Raw genomic sequence first — 25,910 nt, 5'->3', positions numbered from 1 at the left:
ATCAACCCGACACACCGACCACACCGTCAACAACGTCCATGCTCCCTACAGCTAGCCGCGGTCAGCACGGACACGAGGTTGCGCACGACCTGCTCGTGCGCCCTCGGCGGCGCGGGCCGCACCACCACAGCGCCGTCGACGATTTCGAGCCGGGCGCGCACTTCCTCGGGCAGCGCCTGGTGCTCCTCGTGTGTCAGCCCTTCCGGCGGCAGCGCCAGCCATCCGGGCAGCGCGGTCAGCAGCGCTCCGCCGCGCCGACGACCCGCTCCACGCGCGCGCCCAGCCGGTTCAGGTTCTCGACGAAGTACGGGTATCCGCGGTCGATGTGGAACACGTCCCAGATCTCGGTGACCCCGTCGGCGCACAGGCCGGCCAGCACCAGGCCCGCGCCCGCCCGGATGTCGGACGCCCAGACCGGCGCGGAGGACAGCTTCTCGACCCCGCGGACCACCGCGTGGTGGCCGTCCGTGCGGGCGTCGGCGCCCAGGCGCACCATCTCCTCGATGAACCGGAACCGCGCCTCGTACACGTTCTCCGTGATCATCGAGGTGCCCTCGGACACCGCGGACAACGCGACGGCGAACGGCTGCAGGTCCGTGGCGAACCCCGGGTAGGGCAGCGTCACGAAGTCGACCGCCTTGGGCCGGTCGTGCTGCACCACCCGGAAACCGCTCTCGTCGAACGTCGTGATCTCGGCGCCGGCCATCCGCAGCTTCTCCAGCACCAGGTCCAGGTGGTGCGGGTTGACGCCCTTCACCGTCAGGTCACCGCGGGTCATCGCGGCCGCGAAGGCCCACGTCGCGCCCACGATCCGGTCGCCGATCACGCGGTGCTCGGTGGGGTGCAGCTCGGTGACGCCGTGCACGGTCAGCGTCGACGTCCCGGCGCCCTCGATCTTCGCGCCCATCTGGTTCAGCATCACGCAGATGTCGACGATCTCCGGCTCGCGCGCGGCGTTGTCGATCACCGTCGTGCCCTCGGCCAGCACCGCGGCCATCAGGATGTTCTCGGTCGCGCCCACGCTCGGGAAGTCCAGCCAGATCTGGGCGCCCTTGAGGTGGTCGGCGGTGGCGACGACGCAGCCGTGCTCGATGGTGCTCGTCGCGCCCAGCGCGCGCAGCCCGTTCTGGTGCATGTCCAGCGGCCGGGACCCGATCGCGTCACCGCCGGGCAACGCGACCACGGCCTGCTTCAGACGGCCGACCAGCGGGCCGAGCACGCACACGGACGCACGCAGCTTGCCCATCGCGGGCGAGTCGGCCCGGTGGGACAGCTCGGACGGGGTCGTGATCTTCGCGGTGTCGCCGTCCAGGACCACCTCGCACCCGACGCTGCGCAGCACGTCCGCCATCAGCGGGACGTCCAGGATCTGCGGGCAGTTGGTGATGGTGGTGGTGCCCTCGGCGAGGAGTGCGGCCGCCATCAGCTTCAGAACACTGTTCTTGGCTCCGACGACCTCGACCTCGCCCACCAGCCGCGCACCACCGTGCACGTCGAAGTGCTCGCTCATGGCCGTCATCATGCCTTCCGGTTCAGGCACTCGAACGGAGGGGCGGGACATAACAGAGGGCGACCGAGTTCGCACTATCGTGTGAAACACTGTGCTCCCTCGCGGCGATAACGCGCCCGTGCGTCCCACTCGACTGGGGGAACCTTGAGCGAAATGTTGACCCCGCCCGCGCCTCCGTCCCTGCCCGAGGTGCACCGGGCCGAGATCGACGGCGTGCCGGTCTTCTGGACCGACCAGCCGGGCAGGCTCAGCGCGAGCCTGCTGTTCGGGGTCGGGCTCGCCCACGAGTCGTTCCTGCAGACCGGGATCACGCACCTCGTCGAGCACCTGGCGATGCGGCGCGTGCGCACGAGCCGTTACGACAACAACGCCTCCACCGAGGCCCTGCACACCAGTTTCGACGTCACGAGCAGCCCGGAGACCGTGGCGGAGCACTTGCGGCGCGTGTGCGAGTCGCTGGCGGACCTGGACACCGGGCCGTTGCGGCTGGAGCGCGGCGTGCTGCTGGCCGAGGAGCGCGGCAACGACGGCCCGGGCGTGACCGCGTGGCTGCCGTCGGCGCTGTGGTTCGGCAACCGGGCGTTCGGCCTGACCGGCAACGTCCAGCTGGCCGCCGTTCACGCCGGCCCCGAGCAGGCGCGCGAGTGGTGCGCGCGCTGGTTCCACCGCGGCAACGCCGCGCTCGTGCTGTCCGGCCCTCCCCCGGCCGGTCTGAAGCTCCCGCTGCCCCCGGGCCCGCCGCGGCAGCCGGTGACCGCCGAGCCGTTCGACCTGCCCACCCCGGCGCAGACGAGCATCCCCAACGGCGTCGTGGGCTGCGCGCTGGTCGAGTGGACCGCGGAGGTCGCGTGCGCGGCCGGCATCCTCATCCACCGCCTCACCGACCGCCTGCGGCACCTCGAGGGCCTGGTCTACGACATCGCCTTCGACCACCAGATGGTCGACGCGCGCCGGGCCGTCCTCGGCTTCGGCACCGACGTGCCGGACAAGCAGGCCGCCCGGGTCGTCGACGCCATCCGCACCGAGCTGGCCGAGCTGGGCCGCAGCGGTCCGACGGCGGAGGAACTGGCCGTCGACCGGGCCGGGCTCGCCGAGGAGGTCGCCGAGCGGGATTTCGCGGTCTACCGGGCGTTCGACGCGGCGATGAGCGAGCTGACCGGCTGGCCGTCGGCCGCGGAGCACCAGCAGCGCGTGCTGGCCGGGCTCGACCCGGCTGCGGTCGCGGCAGCGGCCCGCGAGCTGGCCGGACGGCTGGTGCTGTGCGCGCCGGAGCGGCACGTGCCGCGTGACCTGCCGGAACTGCCGGGCAGCCCGCTGCCCGCGCCGCCCGGCCGGGAAATGAAGCGGGCGCTGGTCGGTTCGACCGCGCCGCGCGGCTACCGGCTCGTGGTCGGCGACGAGGGCCTGTCCACGTACTTCGGGCAGAACCCGTCACCGGCGGCCGTCGTGCGGTTCGACGACCTCGCCGGGGTCGGCATCGAGCACACCGACGGGCAGCTGCCGATCCTGCACCTGTTCGGCACGCACGGCGGGGCGATCACCGTGCGGCCGGGCGACTGGCGCGGCGGCCGGGCGCTGGTGCGGGACCTGCGGGCGCGAATCGATTCCGCGGTGTGTTTCGAAGCGCCGGAGGCCATGCGGTTGTTCGAGCAGTCGTAAGGTTCTCGGTATGCCGGTACGGATCAACCGCGTGTACACCAGGGTCGGCGACAACGGCACGACCGCGCTCGGCGACGGCTCGCGCGTGCCGAAGACCGACCCGCGGCTGGCGGCCTACGCCGACGTCGACGAGACGAACTCGGTGGTCGGGCTGGCGCTCGCGATGGGCGGTCTCGACGAGGAGATCGCGGTGGTGCTGCGCCGCGTGCAGAACGACCTGTTCGACGTCGGCGCCGACCTGTGCTCGCCGGTGGTGCCGGACCCGGAGTTCCCGCCGCTGCGCATCACCGAGGCCTACATCGAGCGGCTCGAAGGCTGGTGCGACGAGTTCAACGAGCGCCTGCCGAAGCTGACGTCGTTCATCCTGCCGGGCGGCACCCCGGGCGCGGCGTTCCTGCACCAGGCGCGCACGGTGAGCCGGCGGGCCGAACGGGCCGGGTGGGCGCTGGTGGAGGCGGACGCGGACCGCACGAACGTGCTGGCCGTGAAGTACCTCAACCGGCTCTCCGACCTGCTCTTCATCCTGGCCCGGCTGGCCAACCCGGACGGCGACGTGCTCTGGAAGCCCGGCGGAGAGGCCTGACCGGTCCGATTCGCGGCGAGCCTGCGGTCATCCGCATGTCCGCCGCCCGCACGGCGATCTAGGTCCGTGCCATGAGCGACAACGCACCCCTGCCGGGCAGCATCCGGCTGCCGGACGGGTCCTGGGTCCGCGGACGCGGCCTGCGCCGCCCCCAGCCGACCGGCCCGGCGCCCCAATTCGGCCTCTACCTGGGCTCCGCGCGGCTGCGCCGCGAACACGACGCCAATCTGGGGTGGCCGCACACCTGGCTGGACTGGCCGGACTTCCGGCTGCCCCGCGACGAGGACGCCGCTGTCCGGGAGATCCGCGCCCTGCACGAGCGGGCACGCGGCGGCGAAGCGGTCGAGGTCGCCTGTGCGGGTGGGGTCGGGCGAACCGGCACGGTCATCGCCTGCCTCGCCGTTCTGAGCGGCGTGGACCCCGCTGAGGCTGTTGCCTGGACGCGGCAGCACCACCACCCCCGCGCGGTCGAAACGCCGGGGCAACGCCGATGGGTACGCCGGTTCACCCCGGGCTAGATCAAGAAGCGCGCGGGATCTGGCGGCCCGGCGGAGCGGACTCCAGCCAGGACAGGAACCCGGTCAGCGCGTCCGGGCCCATCGCGATCTCGATGGGCTCCTGGAGGGCCGACTCGCAGCGCAGGACCGTCGCGTCCGAGGGCACCGCATACGCCTCGGTGCCGACCGGGTCGCGGCGGTCCGCGATCATCAACGTCTCACGTTCGAACACCCGGTCCGGGCCGGTGCGCAAGCTCCACACCCGGTACCAGGCGAACACCTCACCCTCGTAGCGCCCCAGACCCAGGTGCCAGCCCGCACGGGCGTTGTCCGGGTCCCAGCGCAACGCGACGCTCACGCCGCCCTGCCGCCGCATCCGCCCCCAGCGGAAGCTGTACCAGAACGCGACGACGGCAAGACCGAGCAGGACGACCAGGACAACGAGGGTGATTTCCACGGCCGGCTCCTGCTCGTCGCCGGGTCAGACCGACTGGCCGGCCGCGCGGAGCCGGGCGGTTGCTCTGGCCCGCTCGGCCTCGTCCTCACCGCTCAGCGCGGACCGGGCGGCCTCGACGTCGATCTCGTCGGCGAGCTCGGCCGACTCGGCGAGGATGCTCACCCGCTCGGCGGTCACGGACAGGAAGCCACCGTGGACCGCGGCGCGGACGGTCTCACCGTCCGTGGTCGTCACCTTGACGACACCACCCTCGACGAGCTGACCGAGTACCGGCTCGTGACCCGGCATCAGGCCGATCTCACCCTCGGTGGTCTGCGCGACCACGAACGTCGCCTGACCGGACCAGAGACGGCGTTCGACGGCGACAAGCTCGACGGTCATCTCAGCCACGTGGTTCTCCTTCGTTCCCGCGCCGATGAGCGCAGTCTAATAGGTTCGCGACCGGTTACGACAACGGCGGGGTGAGAGTCCATAAAGGACACCCGCCCCGCCGTCGTCCCGACATCACTTGCCGGTGAGTTCCTTGTACTTCTTCTCGAGGTCCTCGAGGCCACCGATGCCCAGGAACGCCTGCTCCGGGTAGTGGTCGAACTCACCCTTGCTGATCTTGTCGAACGCCTCGACGGTCTCCGCGCGCGGCACGGTCGAGCCCGGCTGGCCGGTGAACTGCTCGGCGACGAGCATGTTCTGCGACAGGAACCGCTCGATCCGACGGGCCCGCTGCACGGTCAGCTTGTCCTCTTCGGACAGCTCGTCCATACCGAGGATCGCGATGATGTCCTGCAGCTCCTTGTACTTCTGCAGGATCCGGATGACCTCGGAGGCCACCCGGTAGTGGTCCTCGCCGACGATGGCCGGGTCGAGGATCGTCGAGGTGGAGGCCAGCGGGTCCACCGCCGGGAAGATGCCCTTCTGGAACACCGACCGGGAAAGCTCGGTGGTGGCGTCCAGGTGGGCGAACGTGGTGGCCGGGGCCGGGTCGGTGTAGTCGTCCGCCGGCACGTAGATCGCCTGCATCGAGGTGATCGAACGGCCCTTGGTCGAGGTGATCCGCTCCTGCAGCTCACCCATCTCGTCGGCCAGCGTCGGCTGGTAACCCACCGCCGAGGGCATGCGGCCCAGCAGGGTCGACACCTCGGAACCGGCCTGGGTGAACCGGAAGATGTTGTCGATGAACAGCAGCACGTCCTGGTTCTTGACGTCGCGGAAGTACTCCGCCATCGTCAGCGCGGACAGCGCGACGCGCATACGGGTGCCCGGCGGCTCGTCCATCTGGCCGAAGACGAGCGCGGTGTCGTTGATGACGCCGTCCTCGCTCATCTCCAGGAACAGGTCGGTGCCCTCACGGGTGCGCTCGCCGACGCCGGCGAACACCGAGGTGCCACCGAAGTTCCGGGCGACACGGGTGATCATCTCCTTGATCAGCACCGTCTTGCCCACGCCGGCACCGCCGAACAGGCCGATCTTGCCACCCTGCACGTACGGGGTGAGCAGGTCGATGACCTTGAGGCCGGTCTCCAGCATCTCGGTCTTGCCCTCGAGCTGGTCGAACGCCGGGGGCTTGCGGTGGATGCTCCAGCGCTCCAGGTCCGCGCCGTAGCCCGGCTGGTCGAGGCAGTCGCCGAGCGCGTTGTAGACGTGGCCCTTGACCTCGTCGCCGACCGGCACCGAGATCGGGGCGCCGGTGTCGATCACCTCGGCGCCGCGGACGAGACCGTCCTGCGGGGCCAGCGAGATCGTGCGGACGAGGTTGTCGCCGAGGTGCTGCGCGACCTCGAGGGTGATCGTCTTGCGCAGCTGCTCGAACTCGACCTCGACCTTCAGCGCGTTGAACAGCTCGGGCACGGCGCCGCGCGGGAACTCCACGTCGACGACCGGGCCGGTCACCGAGACGATCCGGCCCTTGGTCCGGGTTTCAGTGGTGGTCATCTACTCATCACTTCCTACAGCGGCGAGCGCATCGGCCCCACCGACGATTTCGCTGATCTCCTGCGTGATCTGGGCCTGCCGCGCCTGGTTCGCCAGCCGGGTGTAGGTCTCCACCAGCTCGCTGGCGTTGTCCGACGCCGACTTCATGGCGGTGCGCCGGGCGGCCAGCTCGGAAGCGGCCGACTCGAGCAGAGCCGAAAAGATCCGCGTGTTGATGTACTTCGGCAGCAGGGCCGACAGCAGCCGGTCCGCGCTGGGCTCGAACTCGTACGCCGGGAGGATCTCGCCAGCGGCGGGCTCGGCACCCTCCTCGGTGTACTCGACCTCGAGGGGCGCCATCCGCTTGGCGACCGGGGTCTGGGTCAGCATCGACTTGAACTGGGTGTACACGATGTGCACCTCGTCCACGCCGAGGATGCCGTCCTCGCCCGGCCCGTTCGCGTCGTCGTCCGCGCCGGCGAGGAACGCCTTGGTCAGCGTCTCGCCCGCGGCGGCGGCGTTCTCGTAGTGCGGCTGGTCCGAGAAGCCGGTCCAGCTGTCGACGACCTCGCGGTTGCGGAACCGGTAGTAGTTCAGGCCCTTGCCGCCGATGACGTAGACCTGCGGCTCCTTGCCCTCGGAGCGCAGCAGCGAGAGCAGCTCCTCGGTGGCCCGCAGCACGTTGGTGTTGTAACCACCGCACAGGCCCTTGTCACTGGTCACCACCAGCACGGCCGCCCGCTTGGAGTTGGGCCGCTCGACGAGGAACGGGTCGTCGAGGCTCGCGGCCCCGCCCGCCAGCGCGGAGAGCACCTTGGTGATCTCCTCGGCGTACGGGCGCGAAGCCTCGACCCGCGCCTGGGCACGGCCGATCCGCGAGGTGGCGATCAGTTCCATCGCCTTGGTGATCTTGCCGATCGATTTCGTCGCCCGGATCTTTGCCCGGAGCTCGCGAAGTTGCGCCATCAGCTATCCGGTCACTTCGTCGGGGCGGGCTTGTTGACCTTGACGGTCTCCTGCCCGACCTTGTCGGCGTCCATCGCCTCGGCCTCGGCCTCGTTCACGAGCTGCTCACCGGAAGAGGTGGTGAAGCCCTTCTTGAACTCGGCGGCCGCGGCGGCGACGCGCTCGGCGAGCTCGTCGGTCCACTTACCCTTGTCGCGGATCTCGGCGAGGATGTCGTCGTGCTTGTGGCGGATGTTCTCCAGCAGCTCGGTGTTGAAGCGAGCCACGTCCTCCACCGGCACGTCGTCGAAGTGCCCCTTGGTGCCGAGGAACACGGTGACGACCTGCTGCTCGACCGGGACCGGCGAGTACTGCGGCTGCTTGAGCACCTCGTACAGGCGGGCACCGCGGTCCAGCTGGGCGCGCGAGGTCGGGTCCAGGTCGGAGGCGAAGGCGGCGAACGCCTGCAGCTCCTGGTACTGGGACAGGTCGATCCGCAGCGAACCGGACACCGTCTTCATCGCCTTGATCTGCGCGTCACCACCGACTCGGGAAACCGAGGTGGTCACGTCGACCGCGGGGCGCTGGCCCGAGTTGAACAGGTCGGACTGGAAGAAGCACTGCCCGTCGGTGATCGAGATGACGTTGGTGGGGATGTAGGCCGAGATGTCGTTGGCCTTGGTCTCGATGACCGGCAGACCGGTCAGCGAGCCGCCGCCCAGCTCGTCCGACAGCTTCGCGCAGCGCTCGAGCAGCCGGGAGTGCAAGTAGAAGACGTCGCCGGGGAACGCCTCGCGGCCCGGCGGGCGGCGCAGCAGCAGCGACAGGGCGCGGTAGGCGTCGGCCTGCTTGCTCAGGTCGTCGAACACGATCAGGACGTGCTTGCCCTGGTACATCCAGTGCTGGCCCAGCGCCGAACCGGTGTAGGGGGCCAGCCACTTGAAGCCTGCGGAGTCCGACGCGGGGGCCGCGACGATCGTGGTGTACTCCAGCGCTCCCGCGTCCTCGAGGGACTTGCGGACACCGGCGATGGTGGAGCCCTTCTGGCCGACCGCGACGTAGATGCAGCGGACCTGCTTGCTCGGGTCGCCGGTCGCCCAGTTGGCCTTCTGGTTGATGATCGTGTCGACGCAGACCGCGGTCTTGCCGGTCTTGCGGTCACCGATGATCAGCTGGCGCTGGCCGCGGCCGATCGGGGTCATCGCGTCGATCGCGGTGATGCCGGTCTGCAGCGGCTCGGACACCGGCTGGCGCTGCACGACCGAGGCGGCCTGCAGCTCGAGCGCGCGGCGGTCCTCGGCAACGATGTCGCCGAGCCCGTCGATCGGCTTGCCGAGCGGGTCGATGACGCGGCCCAGGAAGCCCTCGCCGACCGGGATCGAGAGGATCTGGCCGGTCCGCTTGACCTCCTGACCCTCTTCGATCTTCTCGTAGTTGCCGAGGATGACGACACCGATCTGGCGCGGCTCCAGGTTCTGGGCCACGCCGAGGATCCCGCCGGGGAACTCCAGCAGCTCGTTGGCCATGGTCGAGGGCAGACCCTCGACGTGGGCAACGCCGTCGCCGGTGTCCACGACGACGCCGACCTCTTCCCGGTTGACTTCGGGTGAGTAACTCGAGACGTAGTTCTCGATCGCGCTACGGATCTCGTCCGAGGAGATCGTCAGCTCCGCCATGTCGTTCCCGCTCTCTCGTTCCTGCAGGTGTGCAAAGTCTTGTGTGGTGTCAGGCCAGCTGCCTGCGCAGCTCGGCGATCCGGCCGGCGGTGCTGCCGTCGATGACCTCGTCGCCCACCCGGACGACGAGCCCGCCACCGAGGCGGGCGTCGACCTCGACGTGCAGCCCGATCGGACGCCCGTAGATCCGGCGCAGCTGCTCGGCCAGCCGCTCCCGCTGCTCCGCGGACAGCTCGCTCGCGCTCGTGACGTACGCGACCGAGCGCTCGCGGCGCTGCGCGGCCAGCTTGACCAGCTGGTCCAGGTTGAACCCGACGCTGCGGCCCGCCGACCGGCCCACGACCTGCTCCACCAGGGCAAGGGTGATGTCGTCCACCTTGCTCTGCAGCAGCTCGCGCACCAGCCTGCGCTTCGCGTCACCGGGTGCCGTCTGGTCGGACAGCGTCTGCTCCAGCTCCGGGTTGCTCACCACGATACGGGCGATCCGGAACAACTGGTCCTCGACGGCGTCGAGCTTCCCGGCCTTCTCCGCGCTGGTGAGCAGCGCGTTGCGGCCGAGCGACTCGACCCCGTCGACCAGTTCCCGCGGGCTGGACCAGCGGGCCGCGACCACGGCGTCGAGCACGCGCAGGGCCTGCTCGGACACCTTGCCGGTCAGCAGCGCGCGGACCAGCCGGGTGCGGGCCTCCGGGTCGGACGAGGCGTCGGCGACCGCGCGGCGCAGCCCGATCTCCCTGCCGAGCAGGTCGACCACGGCCAGCAGCTCGTTGCCGAGGGCGGCCGAGTCCGCGCCGGCCTCGCCGCTGACCTCGGCGAGCCGGGTCTCGGCGGAGGCGAGCGCTTCGCGGCTCGCGGCGTGCAGCGTCAGCGTCATCTGGACTACTTTCCTGCTCCGTTACCGGCGCTGCTGCCGAGCTCGGCGAGGAACCGGTCGACCGTGCCACGGCGACGGACCTCGTCCTCGAGGTGCTCCCCGACGATCCGGCTCGCCAGCTCGATCGAGTTGCGGCCCAGCTCGTTGCGCAGCTCCGTGACGATCTGTGCCTTCTGGGCCTGCAGCGCGGCGTGGCCCTGGGCGATGATCCGGGCGGCCTCGTCCTGGGCCTCGGCCCGCAGCTCCTCCTTGATCCGCTCCGCCTCGAGGCGAGCGTCGTCACGGATCTTGGCGGCCTCGGAGTAGGCGTCCTTGAGCTGTGCCTGGTACTTCGCGAGCGCCTCTTCGGCTTCGGCCTGTGCCTTCTCCGCCTTGGCGATGCCACCCTCGATGGCCGCCGTGCGCTCTTCGTACATCTTCTCGAAGCGCGGCACGGCGAACTTCTTGAGCAGCCACAGCAGGATCAGGAAGGCCACCAGGCCGAGGATGATCTCGCTGAGATGCGGCAGCACCGGGTTCGGCGCCTCTTCCGCGGCCAGCACGATCTGGGTCTTCACCACAACGACTCCTTCAGCGGTGAGCGGTTAACTCAGGCGGCGGAGGCGATGAAGTAGACGACCAGACCGATCAGGGCGAGCACCTCGGTAAGCACGAAGGTGGTCCAGGCGATACCCATGAGCTTGCCCTGGGCCTCCGGCTGACGGGCGGTGCCGTTGATGACGGCGGCCCAGATCAGACCCACACCGATGCCCGGGCCGATCGCGCCCAGACCGTAGCCGATGGCGGCGAGACCCGGGTTGAGGTTGACAGCGGTCTCGGCGGCCTGGGCAAGAACGATGTTGCTCACTTGCGTTTCCCTTTCACTCGGTCCGCTACCACGCGGATCGGGGGCTTTTCGGTTCGTTTTCTTCTAGTGGTCTTCGGCGAGCGCGGCGCCGATGTAGTTCGCCGACAGCACGGCGAACACATACGCCTGGATCACCTGGATCAGCGCTTCCACGAAGGTCATCAGGATGGCGAACGCCCACGAGACCAGCGAGATGGGCTTGAAGACCCCGCCCGCGTGGAGCAGCAGGAACTCGCCCGCGAGCGTGAACACCAGCAGGATCAGGTGGCCTGCGAACATCGCGGCGAACACCCGGACCGCCAGGGTGAGCGGGTTGAGGACGAACTTCTGCAGGAACTCGATCGGCGTCAGCAGGATGTAGATCGGGCCTGGCGCGCCCGGCGGGACGGTCGCGTGCTTGAGGTAGCCCACGAAGCCGTGCCGCTTGAACCCGACGTAGTGGTACACCGGGTAGACCACCAGCAGCGACAGCGCGATCGGGAAACCGATGTGCGAGAACGTCGGGAACTGGAAGATCGGGATGATCCCGAACAGGTTGTTGATCAGCACGAAGCTGAACAGCGTCAGCACCAGCGGGATGAACGGCTTGAAGTCCTTCGACCCGATCTGCTCACGCGCGATGCCGTTGCGCGCGAAGTCGTAGACGTACTCGGCGGCGAACTGCGCCTTGCCCGGCACGACCTTCAGCTTGCGCGAGGTCAGCAGGAAGAAGGCCGCGATGATGATCACCGACAGCACGACCAGGATCATCGGCTTGGTGACGCCGAGGAAGATCGGCGGCAGGTCGAAGTCTCCGGCACCCGGGGGCGCGAACGTTTCGCCCTCGGCCAATACCAGCGCGCCCAACTGGGCTCCTTCCGGTTCTCCCGGCCGGCGTTCACTCCGCCGGGGGAATCGTCACGATCTGGACTTAACGTACCCGATACGTTTCGGGTGCTTGGAGGCGGATCCCCTCAGTGAACAACGCGTGTACTTTCAGCCACCTGGGGGTTTCGGCACTACGATCTCCGACGGCAGAATCGGCCGAGCCAGCTCAGGGGCCAATCCGTCTCGATCGCCACGTTGCCGGTCGGGTTCCGCATCGGGAGCGCGGCCCGAAGGCCCCACCTCCACAGTGCGGACGATACCAGCCGGTAAATCGACACCGTACGGGCGTACTCCTTAATGGGTTCCCACCCGTCGGAGTACCGCCGGAATCCGGCGCTGACCTGCGGAAGTCAGCTCGGGATGATCGTCGGGATCTTGGTCTTGCGGAAGGCCAGGAACTCCGCCGCGGCCCAGACCAGGATCACCGCCAGCGTGGTGAACGCCAGCGCGTAGCGGTTGAACGCGTCGACGCCCTTGAGGGCGGTCATGACGCCGAACAGCACCAGCACCTTGAGGATGTAGCCGCCGATCGCCACCGCCATCACCATGAACGGGTCCAGCGCGGCCGACTTGCGCATCATGAACAGCGTGACCAGGGACGACGCGAACGCGATCGCGCCGCCGACCAGCGAGCCCAGCAGACCCGGCACGCCGGACAGGATCGTCGACACGACCACGCCGATCACGACCGTGGCCAGCCCCGGCCACAGCGCGAAGCGCAGCATCGCGTCGGCCAGCTTGAGCACCGACTGCGCGTGCGGGTTCTCGGTGTTGTCGGTCATGACACTCCCTGGTTCCGCGACCTCAGGCGCGGAATGACGGACACGATCGCGGCGAGGACGAGTCCCGCGCCGACGATCCAGAGTACCGCCGTCGTGTCGAACAGCGTCACCGAGACCGCGCCGAAGCCGAGCAGGCCCGCCCACAGGTAGATCAGCAGCACCGCGCGGCGCTGCGAGTGGCCGATCTCCAGCAGGCGGTGGTGCAGGTGCATCTTGTCGGCCGCGAACGGGCTCTCGCCGCGCCGCGTGCGCCGGACGACCGCCATCAGCAGGTCCAGGACCGGCAGGAACAGCACCGCGACGACGACCAGCAGCGGGGACAGCAGCGCCAGCGCGTCCGAGCCGCCGAACCGGGTGTAGTTGATCTTGCCGGAGGCCGAGGTGGTGGCGCCGGCCAGCATCAGGCCGATCATCATCGAGCCGGAGTCGCCCATGAAGATCTTCGCGGGCTGGAAGTTGTGCGGCAGGAAGCCGAGGCACGCGCCGGCCAGCGTGGCGGCGATCAGCGCCGGCGGGTAGACGCCGACGTCGCCGCCCTGGGAGTTGAGCAGGCCGAGCGAGAACGCGCAGGTGGCGGCCGCCGCGATGAACCCGAGCCCCGCGGCGAGGCCGTCCAGCCCGTCGACGAAGTTCAGCGCGTTCACCAGCAGCACGACGAGCAGCACCATCAGCAGCCCGCCCTGGTTGTTGTCCAGGGTGACCACCGAGCCGAGCGCGTCGCCGTTGCCGCCCCACGGCACCCAGAAGACGTTCCACTGCACGCCGAAGATGACCAGGATGCCCGCGCACATCACCTGGCCTGCGAGCTTGGTCCAGGCGTCGATCTCGAAGCGGTCGTCCAGCGCGCCGATCAGCACGATGACGCCGCCGCCGATCAGCACGCCGACCGGGTCGAGGGAGAAGTCGAACGCGCGGCGCAGCACCGGCAGCTGGTGGGCCATCGCCATGCCGCCGACGACGCCCAGGTACATGCCGACGCCGCCCATGCGCGGGATCGGGATGACGTGCACGTCGCGGGCGCGCGGGTTGGCGATGGCGCCGAGGCGGATCGCCAGGCGCCGGATGACGCCGGTGAGCAGGAACGTCAGGGTCGCGGCGATGAGGCCGACGAGGATGTACTCCCGGATCGGGAGGCCTGCGGTGGTTACGGGGGTCATCAGGCCGCGGTCTTCACCGGTGCGCCGAGCACCTCGCTCACCGCTTCCGCGCTCACCGCGCCCGCCCGCAGCAGCACGGGCTCGTCGCCGGTCAGGTCGACGATCGACGAGGGCACCGGCTGCCCACTGGGCCCGCCGTCGAGGTAGACCGAGACCGACTCGCCGAGCTGCTCCCGCGCCTCCTCCGCGCTGGACGCCGGAGACCGCCCGGCGACGTTGGCGCTGGAGACGGCCATCGGGCCGACGTCGCGGAGCAGCTCCAGCGCGACCGGGTGCAGCGGCATCCGGAGCATCACGGTGCCGCGGGTGGTGCCCAGGTCCCAGCGCAGGCTCGGCGCGTGTGGGAGCACAATGGACAGATCGCCGGGCCAGAAGGCCTCGATGAGGGCCCGTGCCTGCGGCGGAACGCCGAGCACCAGACCGTCTACTGTGGACCAGGAGCCGACGAGGACGCCGACCGGCAGGTCCGGGCCGCGGTTCTTCGCCCGGAGCAGCGCACGCACGGCGGCGGAGTCGAAGGCGTCCGCCCCGATGCCGTAGACCGTGTCCGTGGGCAGCACGACCAGCCGCCCCGAACGGACCGCGCTCGCCGCCGCGGCCAGCCCCTCGGCCCGCGTCTCCGGACGGCTGCAGTCGTACACCGCGCTCATGGGGTGAAGACTATTCCCGGTCGGGTAACGGCTTGGTTGCGGGTGGCGCTCACCGCACCGCCCGCGCGGCACGCCACCGCGACCAGCCGGCTCACCGCACCCACCGGCCAAGACGCCGTCACGCGCGTGTGGCCGCTCCGGGTGGCGTGTTGGCTGCTGCAGGCGAGCGTGGCTGGGGTGGCGGTGTGGGTGGGGTGGTGAGCGGTGGTTGGGTCAGCCGCGGAGGGCGGTGACGAAACGGGGGCGTCCGGCGAGGTCGCGGTGGTCCTGGACGTCCGTCAGCACCTTGCGGGACGCGACCAGCGCCGGGGCGGCCGATCCGTGCGTGTCGTCGTGTTCGATGGCCACTCCGCCGCCGCGCTTGAGGAGCCGGCAGGCGGTCGCCACGGCCTGCCGGACCACCGCGAGGCCGCCGTCGGGGGCGAAGACCGCCTGCGGCGGGTCGAAGTCGACCACCTCGGGCGGCAGATCGCCGCCCGGCGGGACGTACGGCGGGTTGCACACCACCAGGTCCACCAGGCCGTCCAGCTCGGCGAAGATCGTGCTGTCCCCGACGTCGCCGGAGTACAGGCGGATCGGCGTGTCACCCGCCGCGGCCTGCTTGTCCGCGTTGTGCCGCGCCCACGCGAGCGCGTTCGGGTCGATGTCCACGGCGTAGACCACCGCGTCCGGCCGCTCGTGCGCGATCGCCAGCGCCAGCGCGCCCGAACCGGTGCACAGGTCGACCACGACCGGGTACTCGCGGCCGTGGATGAGCCGCAACCCCCACTCGACCAGCAGTTCCGTCTCCGGCCGCGGGATGAAGACGCCGGGCCCGACGTCCAGCGTGATGCCGGCGAACCCGGCCCACCCGGTCAGGTGCTGCAGCGGCACCCGCTTGGCGCGCTGCGCCACCAGCTTGCCGATCGCCTCGACCACGGGCGGGTCGACGAGGGGCACGAGCGGCAGGCGACCGCGGTCGACGCCGAGCACGTGCGCGGCGATGAGTTCGGCGTCGGCGCGCGGAGACGCCACCCCCGCCTCCTCCAGGATGCGCATCGCCTCGAGGATCGCCAGTCGCAACGGTTGCCGCTTCACGCACCCAACTTTTCCACAGCGGTCATCCGCTCGCGGGGACGTATGCCGCGAGCGCCCCGCGCGTCTGGCGGAGACCGTCGATGCGCTCGTCCAGTGCGTCGAGCTGCTCACGCAGCGTGCGCACCACCTCCGGGCACAGCTCCAGGTCCGGCTTCTCCCCCCGCGCGCACGGCAGCAGCTTCGCGATCACGCACGTCGACAGCCCGGCCGCCAGCAGGGCGCGGATCTGCCGGACGGTGACCATTGCGTCGTCGTCGTAGACCCGGTAACCGTTGGCGTCCCGGCGCGGCACCAGGAGCCCCTGCTCCTCGTAGTACCGCAGCAACCGCTGGCTGACCCCGGTCCGGGCGGACAGCTCCCCGATCCGCATGCGACCTCGCTCACTCCAAAGTTGACCTTCACACCGGTGTCAGTTCCTAACGTCGCCGCATGACCGAACATTTCTCGCACGTCGTCCGCGGATCCGGCCCCGGCCTGCTGCTCGCCCACGGCGGTGGCGGCGGCATCGAGGCGAACTTCGGCCCGATCCTGGACGACCTCGCCCGCACGCACACCGTGGTCGGCCCGGACTACCCCGGCAGCGGGGCGACACCACGCAGCGATGAGCCGCTGACCCTGGACGGTCTGGCCGACTCCCTGGTGGCGACCGCCGTGTCCGCAGGCGTGGAGCGCTTCACGATCCTCGGCTACTCGCTCGGGACGGCGGTCGCGGTGCGCGCGGCCACGCGGCACCCCGAGCGGGTGACCGGCCTGGTGCTGACTGCGGGGTTCGCCCACCCGACGAACCAGATGCGGCTCGCCGTGGACGTCTGGCGGGAGCTGCTGGACCTGGGGAACAAGGAGCTGCTGGCGAAGTTCCTGACCTTCGCCGCGGTGGGAGCCGGGTATCTGAACGCCCTGTCGCCGCAGGAACTGGAGGGCGCGCTGGCTGGGCTGGCCGTCCCCGAGGGCACGCCGGAGCACGTGGACCTGGTGGCGTCGGTGGACACCCGCCCGGAGCTGGGCCGGATCAGCGTGCCGACGCTGGTCATCGGCACGCGGCAGGACGTGCTGGTGCCGATCGGCGTGCAGCGCGAGCTGGCCGACGGGATCCCGGGCGCGGAGTACGTGGAGATCGCGAGCGGCCACTCGATGCAGGCCGAGGCCCGCGACGAGTGGCTCGCCCGGATCAGGGACTTCCTGGACCGGTAGGCGTCACTGGCCCGCGGTGGCCAGGCGCTCCTCGCGGTCGGCGGCGGCCAGGGCGTCGAGCACGGCGTCCAGGTCGCCGTCCAGGACCTGGTCCAGGTTGTACGCCTTGTAGTTCACCCGGTGGTCCGAGATGCGGTTCTCCGGGAAGTTGTAGGTGCGCACCCGCTCGGAGCGGTCGACCGTCCGGACCTGCGACTTCCGCGCGTCGGCGGCCTTGGCGGCGGCCTCTTCCTCCGCCATCGCCTGCAGCCGCGCCTGCAGCACCTGGATGGCGCGGGCCCGGTTCTGGATCTGCGACTTCTCGTTCTGGCAGGACACCACGATCCCGGTGGGCAGGTGCGTCACGCGCACGGCCGAGTCGGTGGTGTTGACGCTCTGCCCGCCGGGGCCGGACGACCGGAACACGTCGATCCGCAGGTCGTTCGGGTCGATCTCGACCTCGACCTCCTCCGGCTCCGGGTAGATCAGGACGCCCGCGGCGGAGGTGTGGATGCGGCCCTGCGACTCGGTCGCAGGCACGCGCTGCACGCGGTGCACGCCGCCCTCGAACTTCAGCCGCGCCCACACGCCGTCGGCGGCTGAAGTCACGGCGCCCTTTCCTTTTACCGCGACCGTGACGTCCTTGTAGCCGCCGAGGTCGGAGTGCACCGCGTCGAGCACCTCGGCCTTCCAGCCGTGCCGCTCGGCGTAGCGCAGGTACATGCGCAGCAGGTCGCCGGCGAACAGGGCCGACTCCTCGCCGCCCTCACCGGACTTGATCTCCATCAGGACGTCCGAGCCGTCGTACGGGTCGCGCGGCAGCAGCAGCTCCGTCAGCCGGGACTCCAGCTGCGGGATGCGCGCCGCGATCTCCTCGGCCTCGGCCGCGAAGCCCGCGTCCTCGTCGGCCAGCTCACGCGCGGTGCCCAGGTCGTCCCGCGCCTGGTCCAGCTCGTTGATGACCTTGACGATCGGGCTCAGCTCGGCGTAGCGGCGGCCGAGCTTGCGCGCCCGGCCCTGGTCGGCGTGCACGGCCGGGTCCGCCAGCTGCTTTTCCAGATCGGCGTACTCGGCGAGCAGCCCGTGCAGGGAAGACGAATCCACGACCGAACCTTCCTCTTGATGGCCTCAGGACACAAAAGCGGCGCCCACCCCCGATGGTCGGGAGTGGGCGCCGGCGGTGGAGCTACTTGGCGTCGGCCTTCTTGCCGGCCCGCTTGCCGTAGCGCGCCTCGAAGCGCGCGACCCGGCCACCGGTGTCCATGATCTTCTGCTTGCCGGTGTAGAAGGGGTGGCAGTTCGAGCAGATTTCGACCGTGATGGCGCCGGAGGTCTTGGTGCTGCGGGTCGTGAAGGTGTTGCCGCAACCACACGTGACGGTGGTGGGCACGTACTCGGGGTGGATACCGCTCTTCATGGAGTCCTCTCTCGGTGGCCGCCGGGTCCCCGCGGCGTTCTTCGACACGTGGGGTGAACCGGAGCCGGACGTTAGCGGATTGATTCTGCCAGACGCGCTGACATGCAGGTCAACGCCCCCCGGGCGGCGCATATTCCGGGTACGGGGCGTGTACGGGTTTTGTACGGGCGCACGCGAGGCTCCTGGCCGAGACCCGGACCCGCCGGGTGAGGAGGAGCCGATGTCACTTTCGCGCACCGCCAAGTCCGCCGCCGTCGCCGCGCTCGCCGCCACGGCACTCGCCCTCGTGCCGGCCACGAGCCAGGCCGCCACCTTCGCCACTGTCGCCCCGAACAGCGACGTCTCGATCCTCGCCGCCGGCGACGGCACGCCGGCGGGCGCCGTCGCGTGGTTCAAGGCCCGCATCGGCAGCACCGCCTACCAGGGCCTGTGCGAGAAGGCCGTGGAGAACGCCTACGGCACCACCGGGGTGTGGGCCTCGGCCAACGCGCACTGGTTCGGCGCCAGCCCCAAGCACGCCGGTGACCGCAACCCGCCACTGGGCGCGTTCGTGTACTGGAACATCAGCAACTACGGGCACGTCGGCATCTCCGACGGCGCCGGCGGGTTCTACGCGACCAGCGTCGGCGGCAAGATCGGGCACGTCACCAAGGCCCAGGGCGGCTACAGCTACTACAGCAACTACCGCGGCTGGACCCCGGCCGCTGTCCCCCACCAGTAGGAACCACAACGAAAACGGCCACCCTTCCTGGGGGAGGGTGGCCGTTTCGCGTGCTACGAACGTCAGTCGTCGTCCGAGGCGAGCGCCGTCTTGCTGACCTGCATCAGGAACTCGATGTTGGTCTTCGTCTTGCGCAGGCGGGACAGCAGCAGGTCGATGGCCTGCTGCGAGTCCAGCGCGTGCAGGACCCGGTGCAGCTTGTGCGTGACCGCCAGCTCGTCCGGCGAGAGCAGCAGCTCCTCCTTGCGGGTGCCGGACGGGTTGACGTCCACCGCCGGGAAGACGCGCCGCTCGGCGATCTTGCGGTCGAGCTTGAGCTCGGCGTTGCCGGTGCCCTTGAACTCCTCGAAGATCACCGTGTCACCGGTCGACCCGGTCTCGACCATCGCCGTGGCGAAGATCGTCAGCGAGCCGCCGTTCTCGATGTTGCGCGCCGCGCCGAGGAAGCGCTTCGGCGGGAACAGCGCGGTCGAGTCGACACCACCGGAGAGGATCCGGCCGGACGCCGGGGCCGCCAGGTTGTAGGCGCGGCCGAGGCGGGTGATCGAGTCGAGCAGGACCACCACGTCCATGCCCATCTCCACGAGGCGCTTGGCCCGCTCGATGGACAGCTCGGCGACCGAGGTGTGGTCTGACGGCGGGCGGTCGAAGGTCGAGGCGATGACCTCGCCCTTCACCGACCGCTGCATGTCGGTGACCTCTTCCGGACGCTCGTCGACGAGGACGACCATCAGGTGGCACTCGGGGTTGTTCGTGGTGATCGCGTTCGCGATGTCCTGCATGATCGTGGTCTTGCCCGCCTTCGGCGGCGACACGATCAGGGCGCGCTGCCCCTTGCCGACCGGCATGACCAGGTCGATCACGCGGGTGGTCAGCTTGTGCGGCTCGGTCTCCAGGCGCAACCGCTCGTTCGGGTAGAGCGGCGTCAGCTTGGTGAACTCGGGGCGGCGCTTGGCCTCGTCCGGGTCCAGGCCGTTGACGCTGTCGACGCGCACCAGCGGGTTGAACTTCTGGCGCTGCTGCTCGCCCTCGCGCGGCTGCTTGACGACACCGGTGATCGCGTCACCGCGGCGCAGGCCGTGCTTGCGGACCAGCGACAGCGACACGTACACGTCGTTCGGCCCGGGCAGGTAGCCCGAGGTGCGCACGAACGCGTAGTTGTCCAGGACGTCGAGGATGCCGGCGACCGGCAGCAGGACGTCGTCCTCGCGGATCTCGGTGTCCGTGCCGCCCTCGCCGCGGTTGCCGCGGCGGCGGCGGTCCCGGAACCGGCGGCCGCGACGGCCGCCTTCGTCGTCGTCCGCGTTGTTCTGGCCGCCACCGGAGTTCTGGCCGCCGCCCGCGTTCTGCTTGGACTGGCCGCCACCGGAGCCGGAGTCGCGGTTGTTCTGCTTGCGCTGGTCGCCACCGCCCTGCTGGGCCTGGTCACCACCGCGCTGCTCGCGCTGGTCGCCACCGCGCTGCTCGCGCTGGTCGCCGCCGCGCTGCTCGCGCTGGTCCCCACCGCGCTGGTCACCGCCACCGCGGTTGTCCGGGCTGCCGGCGGCGCGGTTCGCGCCGCGGCGACGGCGGGCGCCGCCCTCGCGACGGGGAGCGTCCTCACCCTGCTGGGGCGCCTCGGCGCCGTTCACGGGCTTCTCGGCCTGGGCCGGCTTCTCGGCCTTCTCCACCACCGGGGCGGGGTTGTCGGCCGGGGCCGCGGCCTGCCGGGGCGCCTTCTCGGCGGTCTTGGCGGGCGCCGGAGCCTCCACCTTCGCGGCGATGCCGTCGAGGGGCAGGGTCTCGTCGGCGGCGCGCTTGCGCGGGGCCTTGCCCTGGCGCTCGCGGATCGCGGCGATCAGATCGCCCTTGCGCATCCCCTTGGTGTCGCCGATGCCCAGCTGGGTGGCGAGTTCCCGCAGGTCGGCGATCACCATGCCGGACAGGCCACCGCTGCGGCGCTTCGGCGCGGCCGTGCCGTTGCTCTCCCCTGGCTCAGCGTTCGTCGCGGCGGTCGCCACGTCGCCGCTCAAAAGATCGGTGTTGCTCACACATGTCCTTCCTGACCGATCCACGCCTCCAGGTGGATCAGCGGACTACCGCCCGCGTCCGATCGCGAGGCGGTCTGCTCCTGCCCGGTGTGGCTTCCCCGGCCGGGACACGCAGGTCACAGCGGCGGAGCCGCCACACGGGGTTCTCGCGTGCTCCAGGTGGAACGCGCCGAATTCGTGTCACCGTGGCTACCGGAAACCCGCCTAGGTCAATCCCTGCACCAGCTATGCGGAATTATCGACTCAACGAGAGAATGCGATCCGGGACGAAACCCCCGGGACCGACACCGGGTGCGGATTGCGCGCGGTGATCGAACGCCCCCGAGGGTAGACCGACCGGGCACGAGGTGCAACAACCACCCCCCGGCGTGCCGCGAATCTCCGCACGGAATCTACCGGCTCGTGACCTGAACCCCGGTCTGGTCGACCGGCAGCTCGATGACTTCGAATCCTGCAACGTCCACCGGCGCCGGAATTATTCCGTCGACCGTGAGTGCCAGCACGGTCGGACCCGCGCCGGACACCGTCGCCGCGACCCCGGCGGCACGCAGGTCGTGCACCAGGCGCCCGGTCGCCGGGTAGGCGGGGGCGCGGTAGTCCTGGTGCAGGCGGTCTTCGGTCGCGGGCAGCAGCAGCGACGGATCGCTGGTCAGCGCGTGCACGGCGAGCGCCGCGCGGCCCGCCGAGAACGCGGCGTCGGAGTGCGGCACCTTCTCCGGCAGCAGCCCGCGCGTCGCCTCGGTGGACGACTTCACCGAGGGCACCGCCACCACCGGGCGGATCGACGGGTGCGGCGTCAGCCGTTCCGCGTGAAAGCGGCCCTTCTCACACCACGCCAGGACGAACCCGCCCAGCAGGCTCGCCGCGGCGTTGTCCGCGTGCCCCTCGAACTCGGCGGCCAGCTGGACCGCGTCGCCGTCCAGCGGCCGCTCCGCGAGGGCGTACCCGGCGGCGATCCCGGAGACCACCGCCGCGGCCGACGAACCGAGCCCCCGCGCGTGCGGGATCTTGTTGAAGCACCGCAGGTGCAGCCCCGGCGGCGTGACGCCGAGGTGCTCGCACGCGCGCCGCAGCGCCCGCACCACCAGGTGCGTCTCGTCGGTGGGCACGTCCTCGACCCCGCCGGCTCCCGCGTCGAACACCTCGACCTTGAGACCGGCGTCGGTGACCTGCACCTCGACGACGTCGTGCAGCGCGAGCGCCAGCCCGAGCGCGTCGAAGCCCGGGCCGAGATTCGCGCTCGACGCCGGGACAGTCACCTTCAGAGCGGTCACGTCAGCTCCAGCGCGGCGGCCACGGCCCGCGGGTCCACCGCCAGCGGCTCGACCTCGACGTTGCCCTCCAGCGCGGTGCCCGGGTCCTTGAGGCCGTGTCCGGTGACGGTGCACACGACCGTCGAGCCCTTGGGCAGGCGCCCGTCGGCTGCGGTGGCGAGCAGGCCCGCGACGCTGGTCGCCGACGCCGGCTCCACGAACACGCCCTCCTTGCTGGCCAGCAGGCGGTACGCGGCGAGGATCTTCTCGTCGGTGACCGCCTCGAACAGGCCGCCGGAGGCGTTCTTCGCCTTTACCGCGCCCTCCCAGGAGGCCGGGCTGCCGACGCGGATCGCGGTCGCGATCGTCTCCGGCTCGGCGACCGGCTCACCCTTGACCAGCGGGGCCGCGCCGGCCGCCTGGAACCCGAACATGCGCGGGGTGTTCTTCACCACACCGTCCGCGGCGTACTCGGAGTACCCGGCCCAGTAGGCAGTGATGTTGCCCGCGTTGCCGACCGGCAGGCAGTGGATGTCCGGCGCCTGGCCGAGGACGTCGCAGATCTCCCACGCCGCGGTCTTCTGGCCGATCAGGCGCACCGGGTTGACCGAGTTGACCAGCGTGACCGGGTGGTCGATCGCGGTCTTGCGGGCGAGTTCGAGGCAGTCGTCGAAGTTGCCGTCGATCTGCAGGATCCGCGCGCCGTGCAGGATCGCCTGCGCGAGCTTGCCCATCGCGATCTTGCCCTGCGGGATGAGCACCGCGCAGGTCAGTCCGGCGCGCGCGGCGTAGGCCGCGGCCGAGGCCGAGGTGTTGCCGGTGGAGGCGCAGATGACCGCCTGCAGGCCGCTGGCCTTCGCGTGGGTGATCGCCACCGTCATGCCGCGGTCCTTGAACGACCCGGTCGGGTTGGCGCCCTCCACCTTGAGGTAGACGGTCGAGCCGGTCAGCTCGGACAGGTGCGGGGCTGGCATCAGCGGCGTGTTGCCCTCGCCGAGGGTGATGACCTCCGCCCCGGCCGGAACCGGTACCCGGTCGGCGTACGCCTCGATGATCCCGGGCCAGCCGGCCTTCGCAGTCATGAATCCTCGCCTTCCACCCGCATCACGCTCACGACCTCGTTGACGACGTCCATTTTCCCGATGGCCTCGACGGTGGCCTCGAGCGCCGCGTCCGGTGCGAGGTGCGTCACGATGACGAGGCTGGCCGTGTCGTGCCGGTCACGCTGCCGGACCGCGGCGATGCTCACCTCGTGCGCCGCGAACACCTGCGCGACCTGGGCGAGCACACCCGGCTTGTCGGCCACGTCGAGGCTGACGTGGTAGCGGGTCGGGGTCTGGCCCATCGGCCGCACCGGCAGCTGGGCGTGCGCCGACTCGCGCGGGCCGCGGCCGCCGACCACCCGGTTGCGGGCCACCGCGACCAGGTCGCCGAGCACCGCGCTGGCCGTCGGCGCGCCACCGGCGCCCTGGCCGTAGAACATCAGGCTGCCCGCCGCGTCCGCCTCGACGAACACGGCGTTGAACGCGCCGCCGACGTTCGCCAGCGGGTGGGTGCGCGGCAGCATCACCGGGTGCACGCGGGCGGAGACCGACTCCGTGCCGTCCTCGCCCTCGACGCGCTCGCAGATCGAGAGCAGCTTCACCGTGCGGCCCAGCGCCTTCGCCGCCGCGATGTCCGAGGCGGACACGTTCGAAATGCCCTCGCGGTGCACGTCGGACGCGGTGACGCGGGTGTGGAACGCCAGCGAGGCGAGGATGGCCGCCTTGGACGCGGCGTCGTAGCCGTCCACGTCCGCCGTCGGGTCCGCCTCCGCGTAGCCGAGGCGGCTGGCCTCGTCCAGGGTCTCGGCGTAGCCGGCGCCCGTGGAGTCCATCGCGGACAGGATGAAGTTGGTGGTGCCGTTGACGATGCCCATCACCTTGGTGATGCGGTCGCCGGCCAGCGACTCGCGCAGCGGGCGCAGCAGCGGGATCGCACCGGCCACCGCCGCCTCGAAGTAGAGGTCGGCACCGCTGGAATCGGCCGCCTCGAACAGCTCCGCGGAGTACTCGGCCAGCAGCGCCTTGTTCGCCGTGACGACCGACTTCCCCTTGCGCAGCGCGGTGAGCAGCCACTCGCGCACCGGGTCGACGCCGCCGATCAGCTCGACCACGACGTCCACATCGGACTCCACGAGCGCGGCGGCGTCGTTGGTCAGCAGGTGCTGCGGCAGCTCGGGGTGCTTGTCCGGGCGGCGCACCGCGATGCCGGCCAGCTCGACCGGGGCGCCGGCGCGGGCGGCGAGCTCGTCGGCCTGCTCGGTGAGCAGCCGCGCGACCTCGGCGCCGACCGTGCCGCAGCCCAGCAGCGCGACGCGCACCGTCTTGCCGTCTACAGTGGACATTGCAGTCACGACACCTCCAGCTGCAGCATGTCGTCGATCGTCTCGCGGCGCAGGAGCAGCCGGGCGCTGCCGTTGCGGACCGCGACGACCGCGGGGCGCGGCTGCCGGTTGTAGTTGCTGGCCATGGAGTAGCAGTACGCGCCGGTCGCCGCGACGGCGAGGAGGTCGCCGGGGGCGAGGGTGTCCGGCAGCCAGCAGTCCCGCACGACGATGTCGCCGGACTCGCAGTGCTTGCCCACCACGCGGCTCAGCGCCGCGCCGACCTGCTCGCTCGTCCCGTCGTCGCTCGCGCGCGACACCAGGCGGACGTCGTACACCGCGTCGTAGAGCGGCGTGCGGATGTTGTCGCTCATCCCGCCGTCCACGCTGACGTAGCGCCGGGACTCGTTGTCCCCCAGCGACACGTCCTTGATGGTGCCCACCTCGTACAGCGTGACGGTGCCCGGGCCGGCGATGGCGCGGCCGGGCTCGCCCGCGATGCGCGGCACCGGCAGCCCGGCGAACTCGCACTCCTTGCGGACGATCTCGCGGATCTGCGTGATCATCTGGGCAGGCGGCGGCGGGTTGTCCTTGTCGGTGTAGGCGATGCCGAAACCGCCGCCGAGGTCCACCAGCGACAGCTGCTCCAGCAGCTGCTCGCCGTGCTCCTTGACCAGCTCGGCCATCAGCCCGATGACCCGGCGCGCGGCGACCTCGAAGCCGTCGGCGTCGAAGATCTGCGACCCGATGTGGCTGTGCAGGCCGACCAGGCGCAGCGACGGCGCGTTGAGCACCCGGCGCACCGCCTCCGCGGCGTCGCCGGCGGCCAGGGAGAAACCGAACTTCTGGTCCTCGTGGGCGGTCGCGATGAACTCGTGCGTGTGCGCCTCGACGCCGACCGTGACGCGGATCAGCACCTTCTGCTCGACGTCGAGCCGCGCGGCCACGTCGGCCAGCCGCGCGATCTCGTAGTAGGAGTCCAGCACGACCGTGCCGACCCCGGCGCCGACCGCGGTCTCCAGCTCGGCGACCGACTTGTTGTTGCCGTGGAAGGTGATCCGCTCCGGCGGGAAGCCGGCGCGCAGCGCGACCGCGAGCTCGCCGCCGCTGGCGACGTCCAGGCTCAGGCCCTGCGCGGCGACCCAGCGGGCCACCTCGGTGCACAGGAACGCCTTGGCCGCGTAGTGCACCAGCGACGGGTCGTCGAACGCCTCGGCGTACTCGGCGCAGCGCGACTTGAAGTCGGCCTCGTCGACGACGAACAACGGCGTGCCGTAGGTCTCGGCCAGCTGCCGCACGTCGACGCCCGCGATCCGCACCACGCCGTCTGGGGCGCGGTAGGAGTTGCGGGGCCAGACCTTCGGGTAGAGCCGGTCGAGCTCTTCGGAACTGGACGGGGGGAAACCGGAGGTGTCGGCGTGCGGGTAGACCTCCGCGTGCCGCGGGCCGGCGGGGTGAGCCATGG

Annotated in this window: 27 protein-coding genes; 5 read left to right on the top strand and 22 right to left on the bottom strand. The window is 70.8% G+C overall.

What is annotated here, in order from left to right:
- Nucleotides 1–235: 235 nt before the first annotated feature.
- Nucleotides 236–1,510 carry a UDP-N-acetylglucosamine 1-carboxyvinyltransferase gene (murA, locus tag L2C96_RS37480; RefSeq protein WP_237339558.1) on the bottom strand — a complete coding sequence of 425 codons (1,275 nt, stop codon included), beginning with the start codon at nt 1,508–1,510 and terminating at the stop codon, nt 236–238.
- Nucleotides 1,511–1,663: 153 nt separating this feature from the next.
- Here murA and L2C96_RS37475 point away from each other — a divergent pair, with 153 nt between their 5' ends.
- The 3 genes from L2C96_RS37475 (at nt 1,664) to L2C96_RS37465 (ending at nt 4,270) form a co-directional block, all read left to right on the top strand.
- A complete protein-coding gene (locus tag L2C96_RS37475; RefSeq protein ID WP_237339557.1) occupies nt 1,664–3,169 on the top strand; it encodes a M16 family metallopeptidase in 1,506 nt (501 codons plus the stop codon).
- A 10-nt stretch (nt 3,170–3,179) separates the two neighbouring features.
- A complete protein-coding gene (locus tag L2C96_RS37470; protein WP_017987314.1) occupies nt 3,180–3,752 on the top strand; it encodes a cob(I)yrinic acid a,c-diamide adenosyltransferase in 573 nt (190 codons plus the stop codon).
- 71 nt (nt 3,753–3,823) lie between these two features.
- Nucleotides 3,824–4,270, top strand: coding sequence for a protein-tyrosine phosphatase family protein (locus L2C96_RS37465; RefSeq protein WP_020417794.1), 447 nt, complete (start codon nt 3,824–3,826; stop codon nt 4,268–4,270).
- A 1-nt stretch (nt 4,271) separates the two neighbouring features.
- On the opposite strand, the gene L2C96_RS37460 is transcribed toward L2C96_RS37465, so the two are convergent.
- The 14 genes from L2C96_RS37460 to L2C96_RS37395 form a co-directional block, all read right to left on the bottom strand.
- Complete coding sequence (locus L2C96_RS37460) at nt 4,272–4,706, bottom strand: DUF2550 domain-containing protein (RefSeq protein ID WP_020417793.1); 435 nt, start codon at nt 4,704–4,706, stop codon at nt 4,272–4,274.
- 24 nt (nt 4,707–4,730) lie between these two features.
- Entirely contained in the window at nt 4,731–5,096 is a 366-nt protein-coding gene (locus tag L2C96_RS37455) for a F0F1 ATP synthase subunit epsilon (RefSeq protein WP_027935827.1), read from the bottom strand.
- A 114-nt stretch (nt 5,097–5,210) separates the two neighbouring features.
- Nucleotides 5,211–6,635 (bottom strand): F0F1 ATP synthase subunit beta, encoded by a 1,425-nt coding sequence (gene atpD / locus L2C96_RS37450; RefSeq protein WP_017987310.1) that lies wholly within the window; start codon nt 6,633–6,635, stop codon nt 5,211–5,213.
- On the bottom strand, nt 6,636–7,583 hold the full coding sequence (locus L2C96_RS37445) for a F0F1 ATP synthase subunit gamma (RefSeq protein WP_237339559.1): 948 nt from the start codon (nt 7,581–7,583) through the stop codon (nt 6,636–6,638).
- A gap of 8 nt (nt 7,584–7,591) precedes the next feature.
- On the bottom strand, nt 7,592–9,235 hold the full coding sequence (atpA, locus tag L2C96_RS37440; protein ID WP_020417790.1) for a F0F1 ATP synthase subunit alpha: 1,644 nt from the start codon (nt 9,233–9,235) through the stop codon (nt 7,592–7,594).
- 49 nt (nt 9,236–9,284) lie between these two features.
- Nucleotides 9,285–10,103 (bottom strand): F0F1 ATP synthase subunit delta, encoded by an 819-nt coding sequence (locus tag L2C96_RS37435; protein WP_027935825.1) that lies wholly within the window; start codon nt 10,101–10,103, stop codon nt 9,285–9,287.
- An 11-nt stretch (nt 10,104–10,114) separates the two neighbouring features.
- Complete coding sequence (locus L2C96_RS37430) at nt 10,115–10,669, bottom strand: F0F1 ATP synthase subunit B (protein WP_017987306.1); 555 nt, start codon at nt 10,667–10,669, stop codon at nt 10,115–10,117.
- A gap of 29 nt (nt 10,670–10,698) precedes the next feature.
- Entirely contained in the window at nt 10,699–10,956 is a 258-nt protein-coding gene (locus tag L2C96_RS37425) for an ATP synthase subunit C-like protein (RefSeq protein ID WP_020417788.1), read from the bottom strand.
- A 63-nt stretch (nt 10,957–11,019) separates the two neighbouring features.
- Entirely contained in the window at nt 11,020–11,802 is a 783-nt protein-coding gene (gene atpB / locus L2C96_RS37420) for a F0F1 ATP synthase subunit A (protein WP_027935824.1), read from the bottom strand.
- Between the two features lie 371 nt (nt 11,803–12,173).
- The gene (locus tag L2C96_RS37415; RefSeq protein ID WP_020417786.1) at nt 12,174–12,605 is read right to left on the bottom strand and encodes a Cg1360 family ATP-synthase-associated protein; all 432 of its coding nucleotides are present in this window, start codon (nt 12,603–12,605) and stop codon (nt 12,174–12,176) included.
- Nucleotides 12,602–13,762 (bottom strand): glycosyltransferase family 4 protein, encoded by a 1,161-nt coding sequence (locus L2C96_RS37410; RefSeq protein ID WP_020417785.1) that lies wholly within the window; start codon nt 13,760–13,762, stop codon nt 12,602–12,604. Before L2C96_RS37410 ends, L2C96_RS37415 begins: the two co-directional genes overlap by 4 nt.
- Nucleotides 13,762–14,412: an L-threonylcarbamoyladenylate synthase gene (locus L2C96_RS37405; RefSeq protein WP_237339556.1), complete on the bottom strand. Its 651-nt coding sequence runs from the start codon at nt 14,410–14,412 to the stop codon at nt 13,762–13,764. Before L2C96_RS37405 ends, L2C96_RS37410 begins: the two co-directional genes overlap by 1 nt.
- Nucleotides 14,413–14,625: 213 nt before the next feature.
- Complete coding sequence (gene prmC, locus L2C96_RS37400) at nt 14,626–15,489, bottom strand: peptide chain release factor N(5)-glutamine methyltransferase (protein ID WP_020417783.1); 864 nt, start codon at nt 15,487–15,489, stop codon at nt 14,626–14,628.
- Between the two features lie 22 nt (nt 15,490–15,511).
- Entirely contained in the window at nt 15,512–15,859 is a 348-nt protein-coding gene (locus tag L2C96_RS37395; RefSeq protein ID WP_237339555.1) for a MerR family transcriptional regulator, read from the bottom strand.
- Nucleotides 15,860–15,918: 59 nt separating this feature from the next.
- Here L2C96_RS37395 and L2C96_RS37390 point away from each other — a divergent pair, with 59 nt between their 5' ends.
- On the top strand, nt 15,919–16,680 hold the full coding sequence (locus L2C96_RS37390) for an alpha/beta fold hydrolase (protein ID WP_237339554.1): 762 nt from the start codon (nt 15,919–15,921) through the stop codon (nt 16,678–16,680).
- Between the two features lie 3 nt (nt 16,681–16,683).
- Here the strand turns inward: L2C96_RS37390 and prfA are convergent, their stop codons facing one another.
- Nucleotides 16,684–17,763, bottom strand: a complete 1,080-nt coding sequence (gene prfA, locus L2C96_RS37385; protein WP_020417780.1) for a peptide chain release factor 1 — start codon at nt 17,761–17,763, stop codon at nt 16,684–16,686.
- Nucleotides 17,764–17,845: 82 nt separating this feature from the next.
- Nucleotides 17,846–18,076, bottom strand: a complete 231-nt coding sequence (gene rpmE, locus L2C96_RS37380) for a 50S ribosomal protein L31 (protein WP_017987296.1) — start codon at nt 18,074–18,076, stop codon at nt 17,846–17,848.
- Nucleotides 18,077–18,296: 220 nt separating this feature from the next.
- On the opposite strand from rpmE, the gene L2C96_RS37375 reads away from it, so the two are divergent.
- A complete protein-coding gene (locus L2C96_RS37375) occupies nt 18,297–18,797 on the top strand; it encodes a CHAP domain-containing protein (RefSeq protein ID WP_237339553.1) in 501 nt (166 codons plus the stop codon).
- A 62-nt stretch (nt 18,798–18,859) separates the two neighbouring features.
- On the opposite strand, the gene rho is transcribed toward L2C96_RS37375, so the two are convergent.
- The 5 genes from rho to lysA all read right to left on the bottom strand — a co-directional run bounded on the left by rho (nt 18,860) and on the right by lysA (nt 25,908).
- On the bottom strand, nt 18,860–20,827 hold the full coding sequence (gene rho, locus L2C96_RS37370; protein WP_237339552.1) for a transcription termination factor Rho: 1,968 nt from the start codon (nt 20,825–20,827) through the stop codon (nt 18,860–18,862).
- Between the two features lie 392 nt (nt 20,828–21,219).
- Nucleotides 21,220–22,101 carry a homoserine kinase gene (thrB, locus tag L2C96_RS37365; protein ID WP_237339551.1) on the bottom strand — a complete coding sequence of 294 codons (882 nt, stop codon included), beginning with the start codon at nt 22,099–22,101 and terminating at the stop codon, nt 21,220–21,222.
- Nucleotides 22,098–23,162, bottom strand: coding sequence for a threonine synthase (gene thrC / locus L2C96_RS37360; protein ID WP_123683642.1), 1,065 nt, complete (start codon nt 23,160–23,162; stop codon nt 22,098–22,100). Before thrC ends, thrB begins: the two co-directional genes overlap by 4 nt.
- Nucleotides 23,159–24,466: a homoserine dehydrogenase gene (locus L2C96_RS37355; protein WP_020417775.1), complete on the bottom strand. Its 1,308-nt coding sequence runs from the start codon at nt 24,464–24,466 to the stop codon at nt 23,159–23,161. Before L2C96_RS37355 ends, thrC begins: the two co-directional genes overlap by 4 nt.
- A 5-nt stretch (nt 24,467–24,471) precedes the next feature.
- Entirely contained in the window at nt 24,472–25,908 is a 1,437-nt protein-coding gene (gene lysA / locus L2C96_RS37350) for a diaminopimelate decarboxylase (protein WP_020417774.1), read from the bottom strand.
- Nucleotides 25,909–25,910: the final 2 nt, after the last annotated feature.

This window comes from Amycolatopsis tucumanensis, from assembly GCF_021654135.1.
Classification (GTDB): Bacteria; Actinomycetota; Actinomycetes; order Mycobacteriales; family Pseudonocardiaceae; genus Amycolatopsis_E; species Amycolatopsis_E tucumanensis.
The sequence above is the reverse complement of the archived record's forward strand: the minus strand, read 5'-3'. Positions and strand labels throughout refer to the sequence as shown.

Coding starts and splice junctions, on each gene's coding strand:
- murA (WP_237339558.1), bottom strand. CDS start 1,510: ATGAGCGAGCACTTCGACGTGCACGGTGGTGCGCGGCTGGTGGGCGAG.
- L2C96_RS37475 (WP_237339557.1), top strand. CDS start 1,664: ATGTTGACCCCGCCCGCGCCTCCGTCCCTGCCCGAGGTGCACCGGGCC.
- L2C96_RS37470 (WP_017987314.1), top strand. CDS start 3,180: ATGCCGGTACGGATCAACCGCGTGTACACCAGGGTCGGCGACAACGGC.
- L2C96_RS37465 (WP_020417794.1), top strand. CDS start 3,824: ATGAGCGACAACGCACCCCTGCCGGGCAGCATCCGGCTGCCGGACGGG.
- atpD (WP_017987310.1), bottom strand. CDS start 6,635: ATGACCACCACTGAAACCCGGACCAAGGGCCGGATCGTCTCGGTGACC.
- atpA (WP_020417790.1), bottom strand. CDS start 9,235: ATGGCGGAGCTGACGATCTCCTCGGACGAGATCCGTAGCGCGATCGAG.
- L2C96_RS37415 (WP_020417786.1), bottom strand. CDS start 12,605: ATGACCGACAACACCGAGAACCCGCACGCGCAGTCGGTGCTCAAGCTG.
- L2C96_RS37410 (WP_020417785.1), bottom strand. CDS start 13,762: ATGACCCCCGTAACCACCGCAGGCCTCCCGATCCGGGAGTACATCCTC.
- L2C96_RS37405 (WP_237339556.1), bottom strand. CDS start 14,412: ATGAGCGCGGTGTACGACTGCAGCCGTCCGGAGACGCGGGCCGAGGGG.
- L2C96_RS37395 (WP_237339555.1), bottom strand. CDS start 15,859: ATGCGGATCGGGGAGCTGTCCGCCCGGACCGGGGTCAGCCAGCGGTTG.
- L2C96_RS37390 (WP_237339554.1), top strand. CDS start 15,919: ATGACCGAACATTTCTCGCACGTCGTCCGCGGATCCGGCCCCGGCCTG.
- rpmE (WP_017987296.1), bottom strand. CDS start 18,076: ATGAAGAGCGGTATCCACCCCGAGTACGTGCCCACCACCGTCACGTGT.
- L2C96_RS37375 (WP_237339553.1), top strand. CDS start 18,297: ATGTCACTTTCGCGCACCGCCAAGTCCGCCGCCGTCGCCGCGCTCGCC.
- thrC (WP_123683642.1), bottom strand. CDS start 23,162: ATGACTGCGAAGGCCGGCTGGCCCGGGATCATCGAGGCGTACGCCGAC.
- L2C96_RS37355 (WP_020417775.1), bottom strand. CDS start 24,466: ATGTCCACTGTAGACGGCAAGACGGTGCGCGTCGCGCTGCTGGGCTGC.
- lysA (WP_020417774.1), bottom strand. CDS start 25,908: ATGGCTCACCCCGCCGGCCCGCGGCACGCGGAGGTCTACCCGCACGCC.